The organism is Pseudarthrobacter sp. KH_020_B (assembly GCF_057840185.1).
Genome location: NZ_CM174506.1, coordinates 3419409 through 3441330 on the forward strand (window position 1 = coordinate 3419409; position 21922 = coordinate 3441330).

General features: G+C 62.7%; 15 protein-coding genes. 1 reads left to right on the plus strand and 14 read right to left on the minus strand.

What is annotated here, in order from left to right; translation table 11 throughout:
* Positions 1-5 precede the first annotated feature (5 nt).
* Genes rpsS through rpsJ form a run of 6 tightly spaced genes read right to left on the minus strand, consistent with a single transcriptional unit; the run spans position 6 to position 3075 of the window.
* Positions 6-287: a 30S ribosomal protein S19 gene (gene rpsS / locus AC3IT0_RS15815; RefSeq protein WP_056344384.1), complete on the minus strand. Its 282-nt coding sequence runs from the start codon at positions 285-287 to the stop codon at positions 6-8.
* Positions 288-299: 12 nt separating this feature from the next.
* A complete protein-coding gene (gene rplB / locus AC3IT0_RS15820; protein ID WP_489320656.1) occupies positions 300-1139 on the minus strand; it encodes a 50S ribosomal protein L2 in 840 nt (279 codons plus the stop codon).
* A gap of 29 nt (positions 1140-1168) precedes the next feature.
* Positions 1169-1474 (minus strand): 50S ribosomal protein L23, encoded by a 306-nt coding sequence (rplW, locus tag AC3IT0_RS15825; protein ID WP_018773664.1) that lies wholly within the window; start codon positions 1472-1474, stop codon positions 1169-1171.
* Positions 1471-2094: a 50S ribosomal protein L4 gene (gene rplD, locus AC3IT0_RS15830; protein ID WP_056344389.1), complete on the minus strand. Its 624-nt coding sequence runs from the start codon at positions 2092-2094 to the stop codon at positions 1471-1473. Before rplD ends, rplW begins: the two co-directional genes overlap by 4 nt.
* A gap of 4 nt (positions 2095-2098) precedes the next feature.
* Complete coding sequence (gene rplC, locus AC3IT0_RS15835; protein ID WP_056344391.1) at positions 2099-2749, minus strand: 50S ribosomal protein L3; 651 nt, start codon at positions 2747-2749, stop codon at positions 2099-2101.
* Between the two features lie 17 nt (positions 2750-2766).
* Entirely contained in the window at positions 2767-3075 is a 309-nt protein-coding gene (gene rpsJ, locus AC3IT0_RS15840) for a 30S ribosomal protein S10 (RefSeq protein ID WP_003803825.1), read from the minus strand.
* Between the two features lie 476 nt (positions 3076-3551).
* Here rpsJ and AC3IT0_RS15845 point away from each other — a divergent pair, with 476 nt between their 5' ends.
* Positions 3552-5003 (plus strand): GH1 family beta-glucosidase, encoded by a 1452-nt coding sequence (locus AC3IT0_RS15845; RefSeq protein ID WP_489320657.1) that lies wholly within the window; start codon positions 3552-3554, stop codon positions 5001-5003.
* A 37-nt stretch (positions 5004-5040) separates the two neighbouring features.
* On the opposite strand, the gene AC3IT0_RS15850 is transcribed toward AC3IT0_RS15845, so the two are convergent.
* The 8 genes from AC3IT0_RS15850 to rpoB form a co-directional block, all read right to left on the minus strand.
* Positions 5041-5166: a hypothetical protein gene (locus AC3IT0_RS15850; protein ID WP_489320658.1), complete on the minus strand. Its 126-nt coding sequence runs from the start codon at positions 5164-5166 to the stop codon at positions 5041-5043.
* A 30-nt stretch (positions 5167-5196) separates the two neighbouring features.
* Complete coding sequence (locus AC3IT0_RS15855; RefSeq protein WP_489320659.1) at positions 5197-9357, minus strand: hypothetical protein; 4161 nt, start codon at positions 9355-9357, stop codon at positions 5197-5199.
* A 156-nt stretch (positions 9358-9513) separates the two neighbouring features.
* Entirely contained in the window at positions 9514-10704 is a 1191-nt protein-coding gene (gene tuf, locus AC3IT0_RS15860; RefSeq protein WP_058931716.1) for an elongation factor Tu, read from the minus strand.
* Between the two features lie 248 nt (positions 10705-10952).
* Positions 10953-13067, minus strand: a complete 2115-nt coding sequence (gene fusA / locus AC3IT0_RS15865) for an elongation factor G (RefSeq protein ID WP_489320660.1) — start codon at positions 13065-13067, stop codon at positions 10953-10955.
* 69 nt (positions 13068-13136) lie between these two features.
* A complete protein-coding gene (gene rpsG / locus AC3IT0_RS15870; protein ID WP_011692813.1) occupies positions 13137-13607 on the minus strand; it encodes a 30S ribosomal protein S7 in 471 nt (156 codons plus the stop codon).
* A 1-nt stretch (position 13608) separates the two neighbouring features.
* Complete coding sequence (gene rpsL, locus AC3IT0_RS15875; protein WP_011692814.1) at positions 13609-13983, minus strand: 30S ribosomal protein S12; 375 nt, start codon at positions 13981-13983, stop codon at positions 13609-13611.
* Positions 13984-14317: 334 nt separating this feature from the next.
* Entirely contained in the window at positions 14318-18217 is a 3900-nt protein-coding gene (locus AC3IT0_RS15880) for a DNA-directed RNA polymerase subunit beta' (protein ID WP_489320661.1), read from the minus strand.
* Positions 18218-18322: 105 nt separating this feature from the next.
* Positions 18323-21832 carry a DNA-directed RNA polymerase subunit beta gene (rpoB, locus tag AC3IT0_RS15885; protein WP_489320662.1) on the minus strand — a complete coding sequence of 1170 codons (3510 nt, stop codon included), beginning with the start codon at positions 21830-21832 and terminating at the stop codon, positions 18323-18325.
* Between the last annotated feature and the right edge of the window lie 90 nt (positions 21833-21922).

Consider the following 21922-nt stretch of genomic DNA (forward strand, 5'->3'; position numbering starts at 1 on the left):
GGCGCCTAGCGGCGCTTGCCCTTACGGTCGTCCTTGACATGGCCGCGGAATGTCCGCGTGGGAGCGAATTCGCCGAGCTTGTGCCCGACCATCGACTCAGTGACAAACACCGGAATGTGCTTGCGTCCGTCGTGTACGGCGATCGTGTGCCCAAGCATGTTGGGGATGATCATCGAACGGCGGGACCAGGTCTTGATGACGTTCTTGGTGCCCTTTTCGTTTTCCCTGTCCACCTTCACAAAGAGGTGCTGGTCAACGAAAGGACCTTTTTTCAGGCTGCGTGGCATGTGTCCAGGCTCCTATCGCTTGTTCTTGCCAGTACGACGACGACGCACAATAAGCTTGTCGCTCTCTTTGTTCGGGCGGCGGGTGCGGCCCTCACGCTTACCGTTCGGGTTGACGGGGTGACGTCCACCGGACGTCTTACCCTCGCCACCACCGTGCGGGTGGTCAACCGGGTTCATCGCGACACCACGGACGGTCGGGCGAACGCCCTTCCAGCGCATGCGGCCGGCCTTACCCCAGTTGATGTTCGACTGCTCGGCGTTGCCGACCTCGCCGATGGTTGCACGGCAGCGCACATCAACGTTGCGGATTTCGCCGGAAGGCAGACGCAGCTGGGCGAAGCGGCCTTCCTTGGCTACAAGCTGGATCGATGCGCCGGCGGAGCGGCCCATCTTGGCGCCGCCACCCGGACGCAGTTCAACTGCGTGGATTACGGTACCAACCGGGATGTTGAGCAGCGGCAGGTTGTTACCGGGCTTGATGTCAGCACCGGCACCTGCCTCAACGACGTCACCCTGGGAGAGCTTGTTCGGGGCGATGATGTAACGCTTGGTGCCATCAACGTAGTGCAGGAGGGCGATGCGAGCCGTACGGTTCGGATCGTACTCGATTTCGGCAACGCGGGCGTTGACGCCGTCTTTGTCGTGACGACGGAAGTCGATCAGACGGTACTGGCGCTTGTGGCCACCACCCTTGTGACGGGTCGTGATCTTACCGGAGTTGTTACGGCCGCCCTTTTTGGGCAGCGGACGTACCAACGACTTTTCCGGCGTCGACCGCGTGATTTCGGTGAAGTCCGCTACGCTCGAGCCACGACGGCCCGGGGTAGTCGGCTTGTATTTACGGATTCCCATAATTTATTTCCTCGTTAAAGTGGTCTCCGCTACGAGAGCGGACCGCCGAAGATGTCGATGGTGCCTTCTTTGAGGCTCACAATTGCACGCTTGGTGTTCTTGCGGGTACCCCATCCGAATTTGGTGCGCTTGCGCTTACCGGCACGGTTGATGGTGTTGATCGATTCGACCTTGACGGAGAAAATCTTCTCCACGGCCAGCTTGATCTCGGTCTTGTTCGAGCGGGGGTCCACCAGGAAGGTGTACTTGCCCTCATCGATCAGGCCGTAGCTTTTTTCCGATACGACGGGTGCAAGCACGACGTCGCGCGGGTCTTTGATGGTGGCTGCACTCACTTGGCATCCTCCTCGTTCTTTGCTACTGCCCGGTCAGCAACGAATGCTTCGTAGGCAGCCTTGGTGAAGACAACGTCGTCAGAGACGAGTACGTCGTAGGTGTTCAGCTGGTCTGCGTACAGAACGTGAACACCGGCGAGGTTGCGCACGGAAAGTGCTGCAACGTCGTTGGCGCGCTCGATGACAACCAGCAGGTTCTTGCGCTCGGAAACTCCGCGCAGCGTTGCCAGTGCGTTCTTGACGGACGGCTTGGTGCCCTCCACCAGTTCGGCAACAACGTGGATGCGTCCGTTGCGTGCCCGGTCAGAGAGTGCGCCGCGCAGTGCAGCAGCAATCATCTTCTTGGGGGTGCGCTGGCTGTAGTCGCGCGGTGTGGGCCCGTGGACTACGCCACCACCGGTCATGTGAGGAGCACGGATTGAACCCTGACGGGCGCGGCCGGTGCCCTTCTGCTTGAACGGCTTGCGACCTGCACCGGAAACCTCGGCGCGGGTCTTGGTTTTGTGGGTACCCTGGCGAGCAGCAGCGAGCTGGGCTACGACGACCTGGTGCAGCAGCGGCACGTTGGTCTGAACGTCGAAGATCTCTGCAGGCAGGTCAACCTTGACAGTGCTAGTCATTGAACTAGGCTCCCTTCACGGCGGTGCGTACGAGTACGACCTGGCCGCGGGCGCCGGGGACGGCACCCTTGATCAGGAGCAGCGACTTCTCGACGTCAACTGCGTGAACCGTGAGGTTCAGCGTGGTGTGACGAACGGCGCCCATGCGGCCGGCCATTTTCATGCCCTTGAAGACGCGGCTCGGGGTGGATGCGCCACCGATTGAACCGGGCTTACGGTGGTTCTTGTGAGCACCGTGTGAGGCGGGAGCACCGTGGAAGCCGTGACGCTTCATAACACCGGCGAAGCCCTTACCCTTGGTGGTGCCAATAACGTCGATCTTCTGGCCGGCTTCGAAGAGCTCAACAGAAAGCTCCTGGCCCAGCTCGTAAGTGTCAGCATCTGCAGTGCGCAGTTCGACGACGTGGCGGCGAGGCGTGACGCCTGCCTTTTCAAAGTGACCAGCCAGCGGCTTGGTGACCTTGCGGGGATCGATCTGGCCGTAGCCGATCTGAACAGCGACGTAGCCATCAGTGTCTGCATTGCGCAGCTGGGTGATGACGTTCGAATCTGCCTGGACCACAGTGACGGGGATGAGCTTGTTGTTCTCGTCCCAGACCTGGGTCATGCCGAGCTTCGTGCCCAGCAGGCCCTTTACGTTACGGGTTGCGGTCATAGTCTCTCAGCACCTCCCTACAGCTTGATTTCGATGTTCACGTCGGCCGGCAGGTCGAGACGCATAAGCGAATCAACAGCCTTCGGCGTGGGATCGATGATGTCGATAAGACGCTTGTGCGTGCGCATTTCGAAGTGCTCGCGGCTGTCCTTGTACTTGTGCGGAGAGCGGATAACGCAGTACACGTTCTTCTCCGTCGGCAGCGGCACGGGGCCAACTACCGTTGCGCCTGCGCGCGTGACCGTCTCAACGATCTTCCGTGCTGAAACGTCAATGACCTCGTGGTCATATGACTTCAGCCGGATGCGGATTTTTTGTCCCGCCATGTCGCCTGACTCTCTTTCAGTTAGTGCTGCTCCCGGTGAGGGCTGCTCTGTTCACTTTCTTGTTGCATGTGGCTGCCGAAGCATTTGAAGTCTGAACTACCACCCGCCGCACAAGCTGAATCCGGATGAATCCGGGTTCCTCAACCTGCCGACGTAACCGACCCCCGCGGTCGGGCGTGTCGCGCTTAGCACGCATACAAATCCGCAGTTCCATGGGGAGTGGGTTATGTTTGGGCTTCCACTTGGACCCTGACACCCGGCATTATCCGGATCGGGACACGAAGAAGCGCTTGAACAACTCATCTAGTATGCCGGATATTATGCCCAGAAGCGAATCTGCCCTAATCTGCAGTCACCGAACCCCGATGCGCCCAACCAGGTAGCGCTATCTGTCGTTATGGGCCCTTATAACGACAGATAGCGCTACCTGGTTGCTGGTCATTGCCTTCGGTAACTTCCGAATGGATGATGGGGGAATGACCGTCGAAGATGACGTTTCCGTCCAGGACCTGGCCGGCCGACTGCCCAGCGCGTTCACACTGGGAGTTGCCGCGGCCGCCTTCCAGATCGAAGGCGCCCTCTCCGCTGACGGCCGGGGTCCCTCCGGCTGGGACGCCTTCGCGGAGAAACCCGGCGCCATCATCGATGGACACTCCCCCGCCGTGGCCTGCGACCACTACAACCGATCGCCCGAAGATGTGGCGCTGATGCGGGACCTCGGCGTGGATTCCTACCGCTTTTCCATCTCTTGGCCGCGGATCCAGCCGGACGGCCGCGGACCGTTCAACAAGCAGGGCATGGACTTCTACGACCGCCTGATCGACCAACTGCTCGAGGCCGGCATCTCCCCCATGGCCACCCTCTACCACTGGGATACGCCGCTGCCCTTGGAGCACCGTGGCGGCTGGATGAACAGGGCCACCGCCGAACGCTTCGCCGAGTATGCAGGCGAGGCCGGCCGGCGCTTTGGTGATCGCGTAGACCAGTGGGTCACGCTCAACGAACCCGCCTCGGTGGTGCTCAACGGCTATGCGCTGGGCGTCCATGCCCCCGGACGGGACCTGCTCTTTGACGCCTTTCCTGCTGTCCACAACCAGCTGCTTGCCCACGGCCTGGCGGTCCAGGCGCTGCGTTCGGCAGGAGTCCATGGCGGAATCGGCGTGACCAACCTCCACTCCCCCGTCCGGCCGGCCACACGGAAACTCACGGACAAGTACATCGCGCTGGTTTTCGACCTGATGCTCAACCGCATCTATGCCGATCCGGTCCTCCTGGGCCGGTACCCCCGTCCGCCGCTCATCGCCAAGCCCTGGTTCCGGTCCTTCGGCAGAATCCCCGACGCCGACCTCCGCACCATCCATCAGCCCCTGGACTTCTACGGGGTGAACTATTACTACCCGACGAAGGTGGCAGCCGGAAGGGGTCCGGCCGAAAGCCCCACCGGTCCCGCCGAAGCAATGGTCCGGGTGCCGTTCCACCAGGAGCCGTTTCCCGAATACGGCACCACAGGTTTCGGCTGGCCGGTAGCACCGGAGCATCTGGGTATCCTGCTGCGCGAACTCAAGGACCGCTATAGAGGGGACCTGCCCCCGCTGTACATCACCGAAAGCGGCGCCAGCTTCCCGGAGCCCGACCATGTGAGCGGCCCCATCCAGGACCAGCAGCGGATCAATTACATCGCGGACCACCTGCGGCACGCGCTGGAGGCGACGGCACCGGGCGGAATCGCGCACGACGTGGACCTCCGCGGCTACTACGTCTGGACCCTGATGGACAACTTCGAATGGGCTGCAGGGTACTCACAGCGCTTCGGCCTGGTGCACGTCAATTTCGACACCCTGGAGCGCACCCCCAAGGAATCGTTCTACTGGTACCGGGCGCTCAGCCAGGCCCGGAAATCGCTGGCCGCCGAAGGCCCGCCCCGCTGAGCCCCGGCTAACACTCCGCTGAGGCCAGTTGGCCCTGCTACTTGCGCTTGTTTGCCCGGTTGATGCGCTTGGCGCGGTCAATCTCAGTGCGGAAATGCTTCTTGGCCCAGAAAACTCCGGCGACCACGGCAACCACGATGATCAGAAAAATCAGCCATTCCATGATGTACTCCTCTCGCTGTCAGCAACAGTATCAGTGCCGGCGTGACGGTTCACTGCCGTCGCGGGACTGCGGGCTGGCCCCAGGGTCCGGGGTCACCCCTGGCCCCGCTTCCGGCGCCTGACCGGCCGTTCCCCGGTTCAGCCGCCAGACGGCAAAAGCGATCAGTCCCACGGCGATCAACGCGAGCAGCAGGAACGTGTATTGCCGCATTGCCCACAGAAGGCAGGCGGCCACCCCTGCCGCGCCCCACCAGACAAACAGCCGCTCCCCCAGGCCGAGGCCTGCCGTGAGCAGCAGGGCGAGGAGCACCAGGACCCACAACTGCTGTTCACCGGCACCGCCAAACACTACGCCGAGGCCGCTCAGGGAGAGCAGCACAGACCCCGCGCCCACCAGGAACCGGCCGGCGGCCTGGTCGCCGGTGAAGTAGCGCAAGCCACCCAGGACAGCGGCCAGGACCACGTACCACTGAAGGACCCAGAACGGACTGGGAAGGTCGGTCAAGAGCCGGCCTGTGCGACCACCCGGCTCGTCCAGTTCGAAGATGGCAGCACGTTGGACAGCCACGGTCAGGATCAGTGCACCCACCTCCAGGACGATCCGACGCGCCCTTGCGTGCGCCTCACGGCAGGAGACTCCGACGGCGGCGGCCAGTACGGCCGCAGCCGTCCAGGACGTCGCATCGTGCCGGATCCCAACGAGGACCACCAGGACGAGGCCGAGCAAGGCCGCACCGGCCAGCGACCAACGACGCACCGGCTCGGCCTGCAACGGCCGGCTGCGCATAAGCCGCACAGCATAGAGGGCAGCCGAAGCCACACCGGCACCGGTTAGCCAGTGCAGGAATCCGCCCCAAACGCCGGGCATCTCCTGATATGCCTCCGCCGCCAGTGCTATGGAGCCGCCGAGCGCGGCCAGAACTGCCGGCGGATACAGGACCGGCAGATCCTCGACGTGCGAGGCAGTAAAGCACACGGCTGACAGGACCAGGACAGCCGCTCCCGTCACCCAGTCGGCCGCCAACGGCGAGATCAAGAACCCAACACCGGCAAACGAACCGGCGGCAACCAGCCAGAGCCAGTGTTCGACGTCCGCGTCGCCAACGTTCTGCTCGTGCCCGTTCTGCGCGAGCCCGTTTTGCCGGCCCCCGCTCTCTTGGTGACCGCGCTGCCGGCGCCGCAGGATGCCCGCAGCGGCAGCCGATAGCGCACCACCCAGCAGGGCCACCGCAGTTCCGGTGTGGCTCAGGACCGGGAACACCAGGAAAGTGCCAGCGAACGTGAACAGCGGGCCCAGGGCGAGCACTCCGAACAGCGCCGCGTACACAGCGAAGTAGCGGGCTCCGCGGGCACTGAAGAGTTTCCTGGCCACCACGGCAGAGACCAGGAGCAACAGCAGTTCCAGCAACACGACCCAGCGGCCGCCGTCGTTGTCCTGCCCCAGCAGCCCGACGCCACCCGGCCTGGTCACGTACGCCAGCGGCAGCAGCGCCTGCCCCGCCAGGGTGATCCAGACGGCAGCCTGCTGGAAAGGTATGTCAGCCAGCCGTGAGCGCATCACCCAGCGGACGGCGTGCTGGGCCGCGAGCACCAGGGCAAAGGTCACCGAAACCGCAGTGGGCGAAGCGGTGATGTCGAAGCTAAGGACCAGCGCGAGTCCTGCGGTCAGCACGCGGGCCGCCACAAAGTACCAGCCCTTCCTGGCGCGCTGCTGCTCGGCCACCACCATCAGCGCGGAATGGACCGCGAAGATACCCAGGATGAGTTCAACGCGAAGTAGCTCGCCATCGCTGAGCACCAGCAGCACGGAGAATCCCAACGGGGACAACCAGACCGCACCCGCCTCCCGGCGGAGGAAGTACCCCGAGGCCGCCGCGCCGAGGGCCACGAGTCCTGCAGCAGAAGTTCCCTGCCAGTCGGCGGAACCTGCCGGCGCAAGGCTGGCGCTGGCCGCCAGCTGGAGAAGGAGCAGGGCGCCCGCGTCAGCAAGAATCCCGCGTGGAGCACGACGGCGGACGGCAGCTACCAGCGGAAGGCACACCTGAAGTGCCAGCACGGTCACCAGGACCGTCGCCGGACGAACCACTTCGTCCGCGATGACCAACGGACCGCCGTCCTGCTGCAGCTGGTGGAAGCCCGTCAGGGCAAGGACAGTGGCTGCCGCCCGGGCGAACCACCAGTAGGCCCAACGGTGTTGGCGCAGGCGCAGACGCATCGCTGTGCCGATCAGATACGCAACCACCAGCAGCAGCGCCACGTTTCCGGCACCCTGTGAAACAGCCTGGAACGCGACCGTCGCGGCTACCACGGACATACCCAGCGGCAAGGCCTCCCACACCGTGGCAACCCAGTCCCGTTCCGTGGCCGGCCGTGGAACCAACAGGGCACCGATAGCAATAGCTGCAGCAAGCTGGATGAGCAGGCCGGCCGCCGTCAGGCCGTGGTCCGGCGAGGTCTCAATGAACGGCAGCCCGACCAGAACCAGCGCACCCCCGACACCGAAGACCCCTAAGGTGGGCTGCGGCGCGAAGGTCCGCACCTCGGAGCGCTGCAAGAACGCCGTAACGAGCTGCTGGAATACCAGTGCCATCAACAGCGCGAACACTGACGTCTCGGCCCGCCCCGGGCCGTCATCCATCGCGGCCGCGACAGTTACGGGGACCGCGCAGGTGAGGGCAAACCGGGCCCCCAAAACCAAACGACCACGGAAATCACCGGCCGCGAAGACCCCGCGGATCGCCCAGAAGCCGGCGGCCACGAGCAGCATTCCGGCGAGCGGCCACGCGCCCATCGAAGGAGAAAGGATGCCGGCCAACGCCAATGCGGCCGCTGGTGCCCATTCGGCCCGGCCGGCCCATCTGGCGGCCAGGACCATGCCCGTGGCCAGCGACAAGGCTACTGGCCCCCACAGCGGCACGGTTGCGCCCGCTTCGACCGAACCGTAGCCGTCAGCAGCGCGGAAGAAGCCGGCAGCCATCTCCTGAACGCTGAACGCCGCGGTGGCTGCGAGTTGCAGGCCCACGGTCACCGAGCCATCAATCTGCCAGCGTTCTCCAGCGGCGTTTGTGCCGTTGCCGGCGGCGGACGGGTCAGCCTGCTGCTGGGGGAACCAGCCGGTCAGCCTGGCCGACAGAAACGCCAGGCCCACTGCCTGGGCGGCGAACAATACACCGGCGGCGAGCAGGGCGTCCGTCCCACGGCCGGTCAGGTGCCAGATCTCGACGGCGGCAGCTACGGTCAGGGCGGCCCGCGCCGCATAGAAGTTGATCAGCCGGAACCGGCCTGGAACAGCGGCCATCAGGGCGAAATAGGTACCACACATCCCGATGACCAGCGCGTACTCATCTTTGTCCAAGAGCAACGGTACGCAGGTCGCAGCGACGGCAACGGCGGGAACCACCAATGGGTGCAGGACCATCAGCGGCCTGACATACACCGGCGGCAGCCAGCGCGGCCGGGCGAGGGCAAAGCCCGTCAACAGCACGGCCACGGCTATGAGCACAGCGAAATACCAGACGAGCGCGCCACCCAGGATTGAAACGCCGGAGAACGCCGTGGAGGCCACAAACGTGAGGGAAAGGTACACGAGGACCCTGCTCTCCAGCCGGACCGCCGCCGCAACATAAGCCGCTGTACCGATCAGCGACGTGATCAGCCAGGCGGCCGGACCGTGATGCAGCGCAAAGTTGTAGAGGGCCAGGCCGGTCACAGGAACCAGGGCGAGCCCGGTGCCGGTGAACGCCACCGCGGCCGGCTTCAGCCGTGGGACCCGGGCATGCAGCGCAAATCCCGCGCCATAGAACAGCGCCGTAACGGCGCAGACGCCGGCAAAGCGCAACATCGGCGGAAGGCTGGTACCGATGAAGAGGGCTGCGGCAGCCACCAGCAGCAGGCTGGCCACATACAGGGTGATGTTGATGTTCTGCCGGTCCCGTTTTTCGCGCCGGGCCTGGCGCTGGGCCGGTGTCTCCGGATATGTCTGGAACGAGGCGGCCGGGGACTGCGGCGGAATCCTCGGTGGCGCTGGCACGGCCGGCGTAGGCACATTGCTGACTGCCGCCGTCGTACTTGACCTTGGGGGCGGGCCCTCCCCCGGGCTCGGCTGGCCTGACGCCTGGAGCTTGGCCACGGCGTCAAGCCACCCCTGAAGGTGGCCGGCGCGATAGCCCGCTTCATAAGATTCGTCCCTCACGGCGATCCCTCTCCAAAGGGCAGGCCTGCCTGCACAGTTAATCCATTGATTGGATTAATGGTAGCAAAGAACAGCCCCGCTGCACTAGCAGCGGGGCTGTTCCAAACTTTGCGTCAGGCCGTCAGACGGCCGTCGGCTCCGTAATCAACAAGTAAATTACTTGATGATCTTGGTAACGCGTCCTGAACCAACGGTGCGGCCGCCTTCGCGGATAGCGAAGCCGAGGCCCTCTTCCATGGCGATGGGCTGGATGAGCGCAACGGTCATCTCAGTGTTGTCGCCAGGCATAACCATTTCCGTGCCTTCCGGCAGGGTGATAACGCCGGTTACGTCCGTGGTGCGGAAGTAGAACTGCGGGCGGTAGTTCGAGTAGAACGGGTTGTGACGTCCGCCTTCGTCCTTGGAAAGGATGTAGACGTTGGCCTCGAAGTCGGTGTGCGGGGTAATGGAACCCGGCTTGACGACAACCTGGCCACGCTCTACGTCATCACGCTTCAGACCGCGGAGCAGGAGGCCACAGTTCTCGCCGGCCCATGCTTCGTCGAGCTGCTTGTGGAACATCTCGATACCGGTAACCGTGGTCTTCTGGATCGGTCGGATGCCCACGATCTCGACCTCGGAGTTGATGGCGAGGGTTCCACGCTCGGCGCGGCCCGTTACAACGGTGCCACGGCCGGTGATCGTGAAGACATCTTCGATCGGCATCAGGAACGGCTTGTCACGGTCACGTACGGGGTCCGGAACGGACTCGTCAACGGCTGCCATGAGGTCCTCGACGGACTTGACCCAGATGGGGTCGCCTTCGAGGGCCTTCAGGCCGGAAACGCGAACAACCGGAGCTTCATCGCCATCGAAGCCCTGAGCCGAAAGCAGCTCACGAACTTCCATTTCAACGAGGTCCAGCAGTTCTTCGTCGTCAACCATGTCCGACTTGTTCAGCGCAACCAGCAGGTAGGGAACGCCAACCTGGCGGGCAAGCAGAACGTGCTCGCGGGTCTGAGCCATCGGGCCGTCAGTGGCGGCAACCACGAGGATTGCACCGTCCATCTGTGCAGCACCGGTGATCATGTTCTTGATGTAGTCAGCGTGACCCGGAGCGTCTACGTGTGCGTAGTGGCGCTTCTCGGTCTGGTACTCAACGTGGGAAATGTTGATCGTGATACCACGCTGGCGCTCTTCCGGAGCAGAGTCAATCGACGCGAAGTCGCGCTGCTCGTTGAGAGTCGGGTACTTGTCGTACAGCACCTTGGAAATGGCGGCAGTCAGCGTCGTCTTACCGTGGTCAACGTGACCAATGGTGCCGATGTTGACGTGCGGCTTAGTCCGCTCGAACTTTGCCTTTGCCACAGGTTCCTCCTAGAACGTTTTCAAATGACTTACCCTTCAACCGCGCTGATCGCGGCAGAAACTCAGGCAAGTCTACTTGGGGGGCTTTGGATTGGTGAAATTGCAGATTCAGGAACTAATACTAGTCCCTCGAGCCTGTTCGTGCAGATGGCCGGGGCCCGGCTTGACCGGACCCGGCCACCTGCACCAGGTGAGCTTCCGTCAACCGGAAACGCACCCGAGTTTTTTGCTGCGAAAGTCGAAAAAGACTACTCGCCGCGGTTCTTCTGGATGATCTCGTCGGCAAATGCCTTCGGGACCTCGGCGTAGCTGTGGAACGTCATGGAGTACACAGCGCGGCCCTGGGTCTTGGAACGCAGGTCACCGATGTAGCCGAACATGCCGGACAGCGGGACGTGCGCACGGATGACCTTGACACCCTGTGCATCTTCCATGGACTGCATCTGGCCACGGCGGGAGTTGAGGTCACCGATAACTTCACCCATGTATTCCTCAGGGGTGCGGACCTCTACATCCATCAGCGGTTCGAGCAGGACAGGGTTCGCCTTGCGTGCGGCTTCCTTGAAAGCCATACGGCCGGCGATCTTGAACGCCATTTCCGAGGAGTCAACATCGTGGTAAGCGCCGTCAATCAGCGTCGCCTTGATGCCAACAACCGGGTAGCCGGCCAGGACGCCGTCGTTCAGTGCATCCTGGATACCAGCGTCAACCGACGGGATGTATTCGCGAGGAATACGGCCACCGGTCACCTTGTTCTCGAACTCGTACAGCTCGCCCTCGGAAGTGTCCAGCGGCCCAATGGCAATCTGGATCTTCGCGAACTGGCCCGAACCACCGGTCTGCTTCTTGTGCGTGTAGTCGTGACGCGCAACAACATTCTTGATGGTTTCGCGGTACGCGACCTGCGGCTTGCCGACGTTTGCCTCGACCTTGAATTCGCGGCGCATGCGGTCCACCAGGATGTCCAGGTGGAGCTCGCCCATGCCGGCGATGATGGTCTGACCGGTGTCTTCGTTGAGGGAGACCTGGAAGGTCGGGTCCTCAGCGGAGAGCTTCTGGATGGCCGTCGAGAGCTTCTCCTGGTCACCCTTGGTGTTCGGCTCGATGGCAACAGAGATCACGGGCTCCGGGAAGCTCATGGACTCGAGGACGATCTGGTTGGCGGAGTCGCACAGGGTGTCGCCCGTGGTGGTGTCCTTCAGACCGATCGCTGCGTAGATGTGGCCGGCGGTAGCGCCCTCAACGGGCATTTCCTTGTTGGCGTGCATCTGGAACAGCTTGCCGATGCGCTCCTTCTTGCCCTTGGTGGAGTTGACCACCTGTGCGCCTGCTTCCACGTGACCGGAGTACACGCGGATGAAGGTGAGCTGGCCGAAGAACGGGTGCGCGGCGATCTTGAACGCCAGAGCCGAGAACGGCTCCTCGGAGGAAGGCGCGCGGACGATTTCCTTCTCTTCGTCGCGGGGATCGTGACCGATCATCGGCGGGACGTCGAGCGGGTTCGGCAGGTAGTCGATGACAGCATCGAGCATCGGCTGAACGCCACGGTTCTTGAACGCGGAACCACAGAAGACCGGGTAGAGCTCGGAGTTGATGGTCATCTTGCGGATGCCAGCCTTGAGTTCCTCGACGGAAATCTCTTCGCCTTCGAGGTACTTCTCCATGAGCTCTTCGGAGGACTCAGCAACGGTCTCAACGAGCGCTGCGCGGTACTCTTCAGCCTTTTCCTTGAGGTCAGCCGGGATCTCCTGGACCTCGTACTTGGCACCCATGGTGACGTCACCCTTGGAGTCGCCCGGCCAGACCAGCGCGCGCATTTCCAGGATGTCGACGACGCCGATGAAGTCGTTCTCGGCTCCGATCGGCAGCTGCATTACGAGCGGCTTGGCACCGAGGCGGCCAATGATGGTGTCGACGGTGAAGTAGAAGTCAGCGCCGAGCTTGTCCATCTTGTTGACGAAGCAGATGCGCGGGACGTTGTACTTGTCAGCCTGGCGCCAAACAGTCTCGGACTGCGGCTCAACGCCTTCCTTGCCATCGAAGACGGCGACAGCGCCATCGAGGACGCGCAGTGAGCGCTCAACCTCGACGGTGAAGTCAACGTGGCCGGGGGTGTCGATGATGTTGATCTGGTTGTTTTCCCAGAAGCAGGTCACGGCGGCAGACGTGATGGTGATGCCGCGTTCCTTTTCCTGTTCCATCCAGTCAGTGGTCGAAGCGCCGTCGTGCGTTTCGCCGATCTTGTGGTTCACACCTGTGTAGAACAGAATGCGCTCGGTGGTGGTGGTCTTGCCGGCATCAATGTGGGCCATGATGCCGATGTTGCGGACCTTACTAAGGTCTGTAAGCACGTCCTGTGCCACGGTGTCTCCCTTTCGGATGGACTACACGTTCGCCGCCGGCTCAGTCGAGCCGGCGGCGTCCGGGAAGTATTACCAGCGGTAGTGTGCGAAGGCCTTGTTGGACTCGGCCATCTTGTGGGTGTCTTCGCGACGCTTCACAGCGGCACCGAGACCGTTGGAGGCATCCAGGATTTCGTTCTGGAGGCGCTCGGTCATGGTCTTTTCACGGCGGGCCTTGGAGTAGCCAACCAGCCAACGCAGGGCGAGGGCGGTGGAGCGGCCCGGCTTGACCTCAACCGGAACCTGGTAGGTGGCGCCGCCAACGCGGCGTGAGCGGACCTCGAGGGAAGGCTTGACGTTCTCCATGGCCTTCTTGAGGGCTGCTACGGGGTCGCCGCCGGACTTGGCGCGGGCGCCTTCGAGGGCACCGTAAACAATGCGCTCTGCGGTGGACTTCTTACCGTCAACCAGCACCTTGTTGATCAGCTGGGTAACCAGCGGGGAGCCGTAAACGGGATCTAGTACGAGCGGCCGCTTGGGGGCCGGACCCTTGCGAGGCATATTACTTCTTCTCCATCTTTGCGCCGTAGCGGCTGCGTGCCTGCTTACGGTTCTTCACACCCTGGGTATCGAGGGCGCCACGGACGATCTTGTAACGGACACCGGGGAGGTCCTTCACGCGACCACCGCGAACGAGCACAATGGAGTGCTCCTGCAGGTTGTGGCCTACACCGGGGATGTAAGCGGTAACTTCAACGCCACCGTTGAGGCGCACACGTGCAACCTTACGAAGAGCCGAGTTCGGCTTCTTGGGGGTGGTGGTGTAAACGCGGGTGCAAACACCGCGGCGCATCGGGCTGCCGTTAAGCGCGGGAGCCTTGGTCTTTTTGACCTTAGGCGTGCGGCCCTTGCGGACCAGCTGGTTAATCGTAGGCACTCTCGTGTTCTCCGTTGGTTTGATCTCTACCTTCACACTCAGGCGCCAGCCTGAGCACAATGGTTTTGGCGTTGTTCCTTGCAGCTGCGGCCTCTGGAAACTTGCGTAGGCGTGCAAAAGCGTGGCATTCGTTGCGCACCTTACCCGCAACCCGGAAACAAGCTCCACCCAGCATCATGAGAACAAAACCAAAATGATGCTGCGGCGGCCTTCATCCACTGCCACACAGAACAATTACACAAAGTTTAGCACGGCTGGACCCGGGCCCTTAATCGGGTGTAGACGAAAGACCCCGCCTCCACAGAGTGGAAGCGGGGCCTTTCAACGCAATCGACTAGCGGAAATCGTTGCCGAGATCGTAGTCATCCAGCGGGATGGCGTGGAACTCAGGAGCTCCGTCGCCGCCCAGGGAGTCGTACGAGAAGTCACTGAATGCGCTGGGGCCGGTGAACAGGTTGGCCTTCGCTTCCTCAGTGGGCTCCACGGTGACCTCGGTGTAGCGCGGGAGACCCGTGCCGGCCGGGATCAGCTTACCGATGATGACGTTCTCCTTGAGGCCAAGCAGCGGGTCGCTCTTGCCTTCCATGGCCGCCTGCGTCAGGACGCGGGTGGTCTCCTGGAAGGAAGCTGCCGACAGCCAGGACTCGGTGGCCAGGGACGCCTTGGTGATGCCCATGAGCTCAGGACGTCCGGAAGCCGGAGTCTTGCCCTCGGACACAACGCGGCGGTTGGCCTCCTCGAAGCGGCTGCGCTCGGCGAGCTCGCCGGGGAGCAGATCCGATTCGCCGGACTCGATGACCGTGACGCGGCGCAGCATCTGGCGGACGATAACCTCGACGTGCTTGTCGTGGATACCGATGCCCTGGCTGCGGTACACGCCCTGGACCTCGTCCACCAGGAACTTCTGCGCGGCACGGGGACCCATGATGCGCAGAACCTGCTTGGGATCCACCGGACCGTTGATGAGCTTCTGGCCTACTGTGACGTGCTCGCCATCCTCGATGAGGAGGCGTGAACGGCGCAGTACCGGGTAGGCGATCTCTTCGGACCCGTCATCCGGGGTGATGACCAGGCGCATCTGACGCTCGGACTCTTCGATGGCGATGCGGCCGGCTGCTTCAGCAATCGGTGCGACACCCTTCGGAGTACGGGCTTCGAAGAGCTCCTGGATACGGGGCAGACCCTGGGTGATGTCGTCGCCACCGCTGGCGGAAACAGCACCACCGGTGTGGAACGTACGCATGGTCAGCTGGGTACCGGGCTCGCCGATGGACTGTGCGGCGATGATGCCGACGGCCTCGCCGATGTCCACGGTCTTGCCGGTGGCCAGTGAACGGCCGTAGCACAGGGCGCAGGTGCCGACGCTGGACTCACAGGTGAGTACGGAGCGGACCTTGACCTCGGTGATGCCGGCTGCGAACAGCTCAGCGATAACGACGTCGCCGCAGTCGGTGCCGCCGGCTGCAAGGACATTGCCCTTGGAGTCAACAACATCAACAGCGAGCGTACGGGCGTAGGCGCTGTTCTCGACGTTCTCGTCCAGGACAAGCTCGCCGTTGGCGTTCGGTACGGCGATTGCCGTGACCAAGCCGCGCTCGGTGCCGCAGTCCTCTTCGCGAACGATGACGTCCTGCGATACGTCCACCAGACGACGGGTCAGGTAACCCGAGTTGGCGGTACGCAGCGCGGTGTCAGCCAGACCCTTACGGGCACCGTGCGTGGCGATGAAGTATTCCAGCACCGACAGGCCCTCGCGGTAGGAGGACTTGATGGGACGCGGGATGATTTCACCCTTAGGGTTGGCCACCAGGCCACGGATACCCGCGATCTGACGGACCTGCATCCAGTTACCACGTGCACCGGAGGACACCATGCGGTTGATGGTGTTCATCGGCGACAGGTTGTCACGCATGACCTGGGCGATCTCGTTGGTTGCCTTGTTCCAGATCTCGATCAGTTCCTGGCGACGCTCGTCGTCGTCGATCAGGCCCTTGTCGTACTGGCCCTGGATCTTGGCAGCCATGGTTTCGTAGCCGGCGAGGATCCGCGGCTTGTCCTTGGGTACCTCGATGTCCGAGATGGCGACGGTAACGCCCGAGCGGGTGGCCCAGTAGAAACCGGCGTCCTTCAGGTTGTCCAGCGTTGCCGCCGTGACCACCTTCGGGTAGCGCTCGGCGAGATCGTTGACGATCGTGGACAGTTCGCCCTTGTCCGCAACGTTCTCAACCCACGGGTAATCCGCCGGCAGCGTCTGGTTGAAGATGACCTGTCCGAGGGAGGTCTGGACGAGCACCGGCTGGCCGGCTTCCCAGCCTTCCGGAGCTTCCCAGCCTGCGTACGGAACGAATCCTTCGAGACGGATCTTGACCTGCGAGTTCAAGTGCAGCTCGCGGAGGTCGTAGGCCATGATGGCTTCGGCAACCGAGGAGAAGACGCGGCCTTCGCCAGCTGAACCAACACGCTTGGTGGTCAGGTGGTAGAGGCCGATGATCATATCCTGCGAAGGCAGGGTGACCGGACGGCCGTCGGACGGCTTCAGGATGTTGTTCGAGGACAGCATCAGGATGCGTGCCTCAGCCTGGGCCTCGGGGCTCAGCGGCAGGTGGACTGCCATCTGGTCGCCGTCGAAGTCAGCGTTGAAGGCGCCACAAACCAGCGGGTGGAGCTGGATTGCCTTACCTTCAACAAGCTGCGGTTCGAACGCCTGGATGCCAAGGCGGTGCAGGGTAGGTGCACGGTTGAGCAGTACCGGGTGTTCGGTGATGATCTCTTCCAGCACGTCCCAGACCTGCGGACGGTAACGCTCGACCATACGCTTGGCCGACTTGATGTTCTGGGCGTGGTTGAGGTCAACCAGGCGCTTCATCACGAACGGCTTGAAGAGCTCCAGTGCCATCTGCTTGGGCAGGCCACACTGGTGCAGCTTCAGCTGCGGGCCGACGACGATGACCGAACGGCCGGAGTAGTCAACGCGCTTGCCGAGGAGGTTCTGGCGGAAACGGCCCTGCTTGCCCTTGAGCATGTCGCTCAGGGACTTCAGCGGACGGTTGCCAGGACCGGTGACCGGACGGCCGCGACGGCCGTTGTCGAAGAGGCTGTCAACAGCTTCCTGAAGCATGCGCTTCTCGTTGTTGACGATGATCTCCGGGGCACCGAGGTCAAGCAGGCGCTTGAGGCGGTTGTTGCGGTTGATCACACGACGGTAGAGGTCGTTGAGGTCGGAGGTCGCGAAACGGCCACCGTCCAGCTGGACCATCGGGCGCAGTTCCGGCGGGATCACCGGGACAGCGTCCAGCACCATGCCGAGCGGGCTGTTGTTGGTGGTCAGGAACGCGTTGACCACTTTCAGGCGCTTCAGGGCGCGGGTCTTGCGCTGGCCCTTGCCGTTGGCAATGATGTCGCGCAACAGGTCGGACTCGGCCTGCATGTCGAAGTTCTCAAGACGCTTCTTGATGGCTTCGGCACCCATGGAGCCTTCGAAGTACATGCCGTAGCGGTCGCGCAGCTCGCGGTAGAGGCCTTCGTCGCCTTCGAGGTCAGCGACCTTCAGGTTCTTGAAACGGTCCCAGACCTGCTCGAGGCGCTCGATCTCGGCGTCGGCACGCTTACGCACGTTGGCCATCTGACGGTCCGCGGAGTCGCGGGCCTTCTTCTTGTCGGCAGCCTTGGCACCTTCACCTTCGAGGCGCGCGATCTCGTTTTCGAGGTCACGGGCGATCGTGGCGATGTCGGAGTCGCGGTTGTCGATCAGCTGCTTCTTCTCGATGTCGTGCTCAACCTGCAGGTTGGGCAGTTCCTCGTGGCGGCTGTCGGCGTCGACGCTGGTGATCATGTAGGCAGCGAAGTAGATGACCTTTTCGAGGTCCTTCGGTGCCAGGTCAAGGAGGTAGCCCAGACGGGACGGAACACCCTTGAAGTACCAGATGTGCGTGACGGGAGCGGCCAGCTCGATGTGGCCCATGCGCTCACGGCGGACCTTCGCACGGGTGACTTCAACGCCACACCGCTCGCAGATGATGCCCTTGAAGCGCACGCGCTTGTACTTACCGCAGTAGCATTCCCAGTCGCGGGAAGGGCCGAAGATCTTCTCGCAGAAGAGGCCGTCCTTCTCGGGCTTGAGCGTGCGGTAGTTGATGGTTTCCGGCTTCTTAACCTCGCCGTAAGACCAGCCACGGATGTCATCCGCGGTGGCGAGGCCGATCTGCATGAGGCCGAAGGAGGATTCGCTGGACATATGGTCCCTGTTCTCTCTTGTTCTCTAAATTCTGAAGTCTTGGTTACGGGAAGAGGGAGGTGATGTCCGACGGCGGGTGGTCACCCGCCGTCGGACATCAACCTGCTAAACCTCTTCTACGGAACTGGGCTCTGCACGAGACAGATCGATGCCCAGTTCTTCCGCAGCCGTGAAGACTGCGTCATCAGAGTCACGCATTTCAATTGTGGTTCCGTCCGTGGAGAGTACTTCCACGTTCAGGCACAGCGACTGCATTTCCTTGATCAAGACCTTGAAGGACTCAGGAACGCCCGGCTCGGGGATGTTCTCGCCCTTGACGATTGCTTCGTAGACCTTGACACGACCGTGGATATCATCCGACTTGATGGTGAGGAGTTCCTGGAGGGTGTACGCGGCGCCATAAGCTTCCAGCGCCCACACTTCCATCTCACCGAAGCGCTGGCCACCGAACTGTGCCTTACCACCCAGCGGCTGCTGCGTGATCATGGAGTACGGGCCAGTGGAACGGGCGTGGATCTTGTCGTCCACCAGGTGGTGGAGCTTCAGGATGTACATGTAGCCGACCGAGATCGGATCCGGGAACGGCTCGCCGGAGCGGCCGTCGAAGAGGCGGGTCTTGCCTGAGGAGTTGATCAGGCGGTCGCCGTCGCGGGTGACGTTGGTGGAGTCGAGCAGACCCGTGATTTCCTCTTCACGGGCGCCGTCGAACACCGGCGTTGCAACAGTGGTCTGGCCACTCTCGCGGGGCAGGTTCGGCAGCTGCTTCATCCACTCGGGCTCGCCTTCGATCTTCCAACCGGTCTTGGCAACCCAGCCGAGGTGCGTTTCCAGCACCTGGCCGACGTTCATACGGCCCGGGACACCCAGCGGGTTCAGGACGATATCAACGGGGGTGCCGTCGGCAAGGAAGGGCATGTCTTCGATCGGGAGGATCTTGGAGATAACACCCTTGTTGCCGTGGCGGCCGGCGAGCTTGTCGCCGTCGGTGATCTTGCGCTTGGCGGCCACGTAGACGCGCACCAGCTGGTTCACGCCCGGGGGCAGTTCGTCGTCCTGGTCGCGGTCGAAGACGCGGACGCCGATGACGGTGCCGGACTCGCCGTGCGGAACCTTCAGGGAGGTGTCGCGCACTTCGCGGGACTTCTCACCGAAGATGGCACGCAGCAGGCGCTCTTCCGGGGTCAGTTCGGTTTCACCCTTCGGGGTGACCTTTCCGACCAGGATGTCGCCGGCTTCAACCTCGGCACCGATGTGGATGATGCCGCGCTCGTCCAGGCCTGCCAGGACTTCCTCGGACACGTTGGGGATGTCACGGGTGATTTCCTCGGCACCAAGCTTGGTGTCGCGGGCATCGATCTCGTGCTCCTCGATGTGGATGGAGGAAAGAACGTCCTCGGCAACAATGCGCTGCGAGAGGATGATGGCGTCCTCGAAGTTGTGGCCTTCCCATGACATGAATGCCACGAGCAGGTTCTTACCGAGGGCGAGTTCGCCCTGGTCCGTTGCCGGACCGTCGGCGATGATGCCGCCGACCTCGAGGCGCTGGCCTTCGTTGACCAGGACACGGTTGTTGTAGCAGTTGCCCTGGTTGGAGCGTGCGAACTTGTTGATGCGGTAGTTGGTTTCCGTACCGTCGTCGTTGAGCATGATGACGAGCTCAGCGGAGACCTCGGTAACCACACCGGCCTTCTTGGCGATGGTGACGTCACCGGCGTCGACGGCGGCGGCGCGCTCCATGCCGGTGCCCACGAACGGGGCCTCGGAACGGACCAGCGGCACGGCCTGGCGCTGCATGTTGGCACCCATGAGTGCGCGGTTAGCATCGTCATGCTCGAGGAACGGGATCAGGGCCGTAGCCACGGACACCATCTGGCGCGGGGAAACGTCCATGAACTCGACCTCGCCGGCGGGAACGAGCACAGGCTCGCCTCCACCACCACGGGCGCGGACCAGGACGGTCTCTTCGGCGAACTTCTTGTTCGCATCCAGCGGAGCGTTGGCCTGGGCGATCAGGACCTCTGCCTCGTCGTCGGCGGTGAGGTACTGGACCTCATCGGAGACAACACCTTCAGCGACGAGACGGTAAGGAGTCTCGATGAAGCCGAACGGGTTGATGCGGCCGTAGGATGCCAGTGAACCGATCAGGCCAATGTTCGGGCCTTCAGGGGTTTCGATGGGGCACATACGTCCGTAGTGGGACGGGTGAACGTCTCGAACTTCCATGCCTGCGCGGTCACGGGACAGACCACCCGGGCCAAGCGCGGACAGACGGCGCTTGTGGGTCAGACCCGAGAGCGGGTTGTTCTGGTCCATGAACTGCGACAGCTGGGAGGTTCCGAAGAACTCCTTGATGGCTGCAACGACAGGGCGGATGTTGATCAGTGTCTGCGGCGTGATGGCCTCGACGTCCTGGGTGGTCATCCGCTCGCGGACAACGCGCTCCATACGGGACAGGCCGGTGCGGACCTGGTTCTCGATGAGCTCGCCGACGGCGCGGATACGACGGTTGCCGAAGTGGTCGATGTCATCGATTTCGACGCGCAGCTCGTGGTCCTGGCCGTCGCGCTTGCCCGTGAGGGTCTTCTCGCCGGCGTGCAGGGCAACCAGGAACTTGATCATGGCCACGATGTCTTCAACGTGCAGGACCGAAGCTTCCTTGTCGCCAAGGGAGCGGTCGATGCCAAGCTTGCGGTTGATCTTGTAACGGCCAACCTTGGCCAGATCGTAGCGCTTGGAGTTGAAGTACAGGTTGTCCAGGAGGGACTGGGCAGCCTCGACTGTGGGCGGCTCGCCCGGTCGCAGCTTCCGGTAGATGTCCAGCAACGCGTCTTCGCGGGTCTCGGTGGCGTCCTTCTCCAGCGTTGCACGCATGGAGTCGTACTGGCCGAACTCTTCGAGGATCTGGCCTTCGGTCCAGCCAAGGGCCTTCAGCAGAACGGTGACGGACTGCTTGCGCTTGCGGTCGAGGCGAACGCCGACCTGGTCGCGCTTGTCGATCTCGAGTTCAAACCATGCACCGCGGGACGGGATGATCTTGGCAGTGAAGATGTCCTTGTCACTGGTCTTGTCGGCGGTGCGCTCAAAGTAGGCGCCCGGTGAACGGACCAGCTGGGAGACGACCACACGCTCGGTGCCGTTGACGACGAAGGTGCCCTTCTCCGTCATGAGGGGGAAGTCGCCCATGAACACGGTCTGCTGCTTGATTTCGCCCGTGTTGTTGTTCATGAACTCGGCCTTGACGTACAGCGGTGCCGAGTACGTTGCGTCCCGGTCCTTGCACTCGGCCATGGTGTACTTCGGGTCAGCGAACTCCGGATCGGAGAAGCTCAGGGACATGGTGCCCTGGAAGTCCTCGATCGGGGAGATCTCTTCAAAGATGTCCGACAGTCCGGACGAGGTGGCGACGCTGAGATCGTTTTCTTCGACGGCCTTCGCTACGCGTGCCTGCCAGCGTTCGTTTCCGACCAGCCAGTCGAAGCTGTCCGTCTGCAGGGCAAGGAGATTCGGAACGTCCAGCGGTTCGTGAATCTTTGCGAATGAGAGCCGGCGAGTGGCACCATCAGTGCTGTCGGCGGTGTTAGCGGTTTCGTTATTAGAGGTGCTCGAGGCGACCAAGAGGGATCCTTCCACAGACCTTCAGGCGTTTTCAGATCTCCCCCGCTGTGCACCCTGCGGAATGACTCCGCAGTGCTACCATCCGGTTCC

Coding starts and splice junctions, on each gene's coding strand:
- rpsS (WP_056344384.1), bottom strand. CDS start 287: ATGCCACGCAGCCTGAAAAAAGGTCCTTTCGTTGACCAGCACCTCTTT.
- rplB (WP_489320656.1), bottom strand. CDS start 1,139: ATGGGAATCCGTAAATACAAGCCGACTACCCCGGGCCGTCGTGGCTCG.
- rplD (WP_056344389.1), bottom strand. CDS start 2,094: ATGACTAGCACTGTCAAGGTTGACCTGCCTGCAGAGATCTTCGACGTT.
- rplC (WP_056344391.1), bottom strand. CDS start 2,749: ATGACCGCAACCCGTAACGTAAAGGGCCTGCTGGGCACGAAGCTCGGC.
- rpsJ (WP_003803825.1), bottom strand. CDS start 3,075: ATGGCGGGACAAAAAATCCGCATCCGGCTGAAGTCATATGACCACGAG.
- AC3IT0_RS15845 (WP_489320657.1), top strand. CDS start 3,552: ATGACCGTCGAAGATGACGTTTCCGTCCAGGACCTGGCCGGCCGACTG.
- AC3IT0_RS15850 (WP_489320658.1), bottom strand. CDS start 5,166: ATGGAATGGCTGATTTTTCTGATCATCGTGGTTGCCGTGGTCGCCGGA.
- rpsG (WP_011692813.1), bottom strand. CDS start 13,607: ATGCCTCGCAAGGGTCCGGCCCCCAAGCGGCCGCTCGTACTAGATCCC.
- AC3IT0_RS15880 (WP_489320661.1), bottom strand. CDS start 18,217: ATGTCCAGCGAATCCTCCTTCGGCCTCATGCAGATCGGCCTCGCCACC.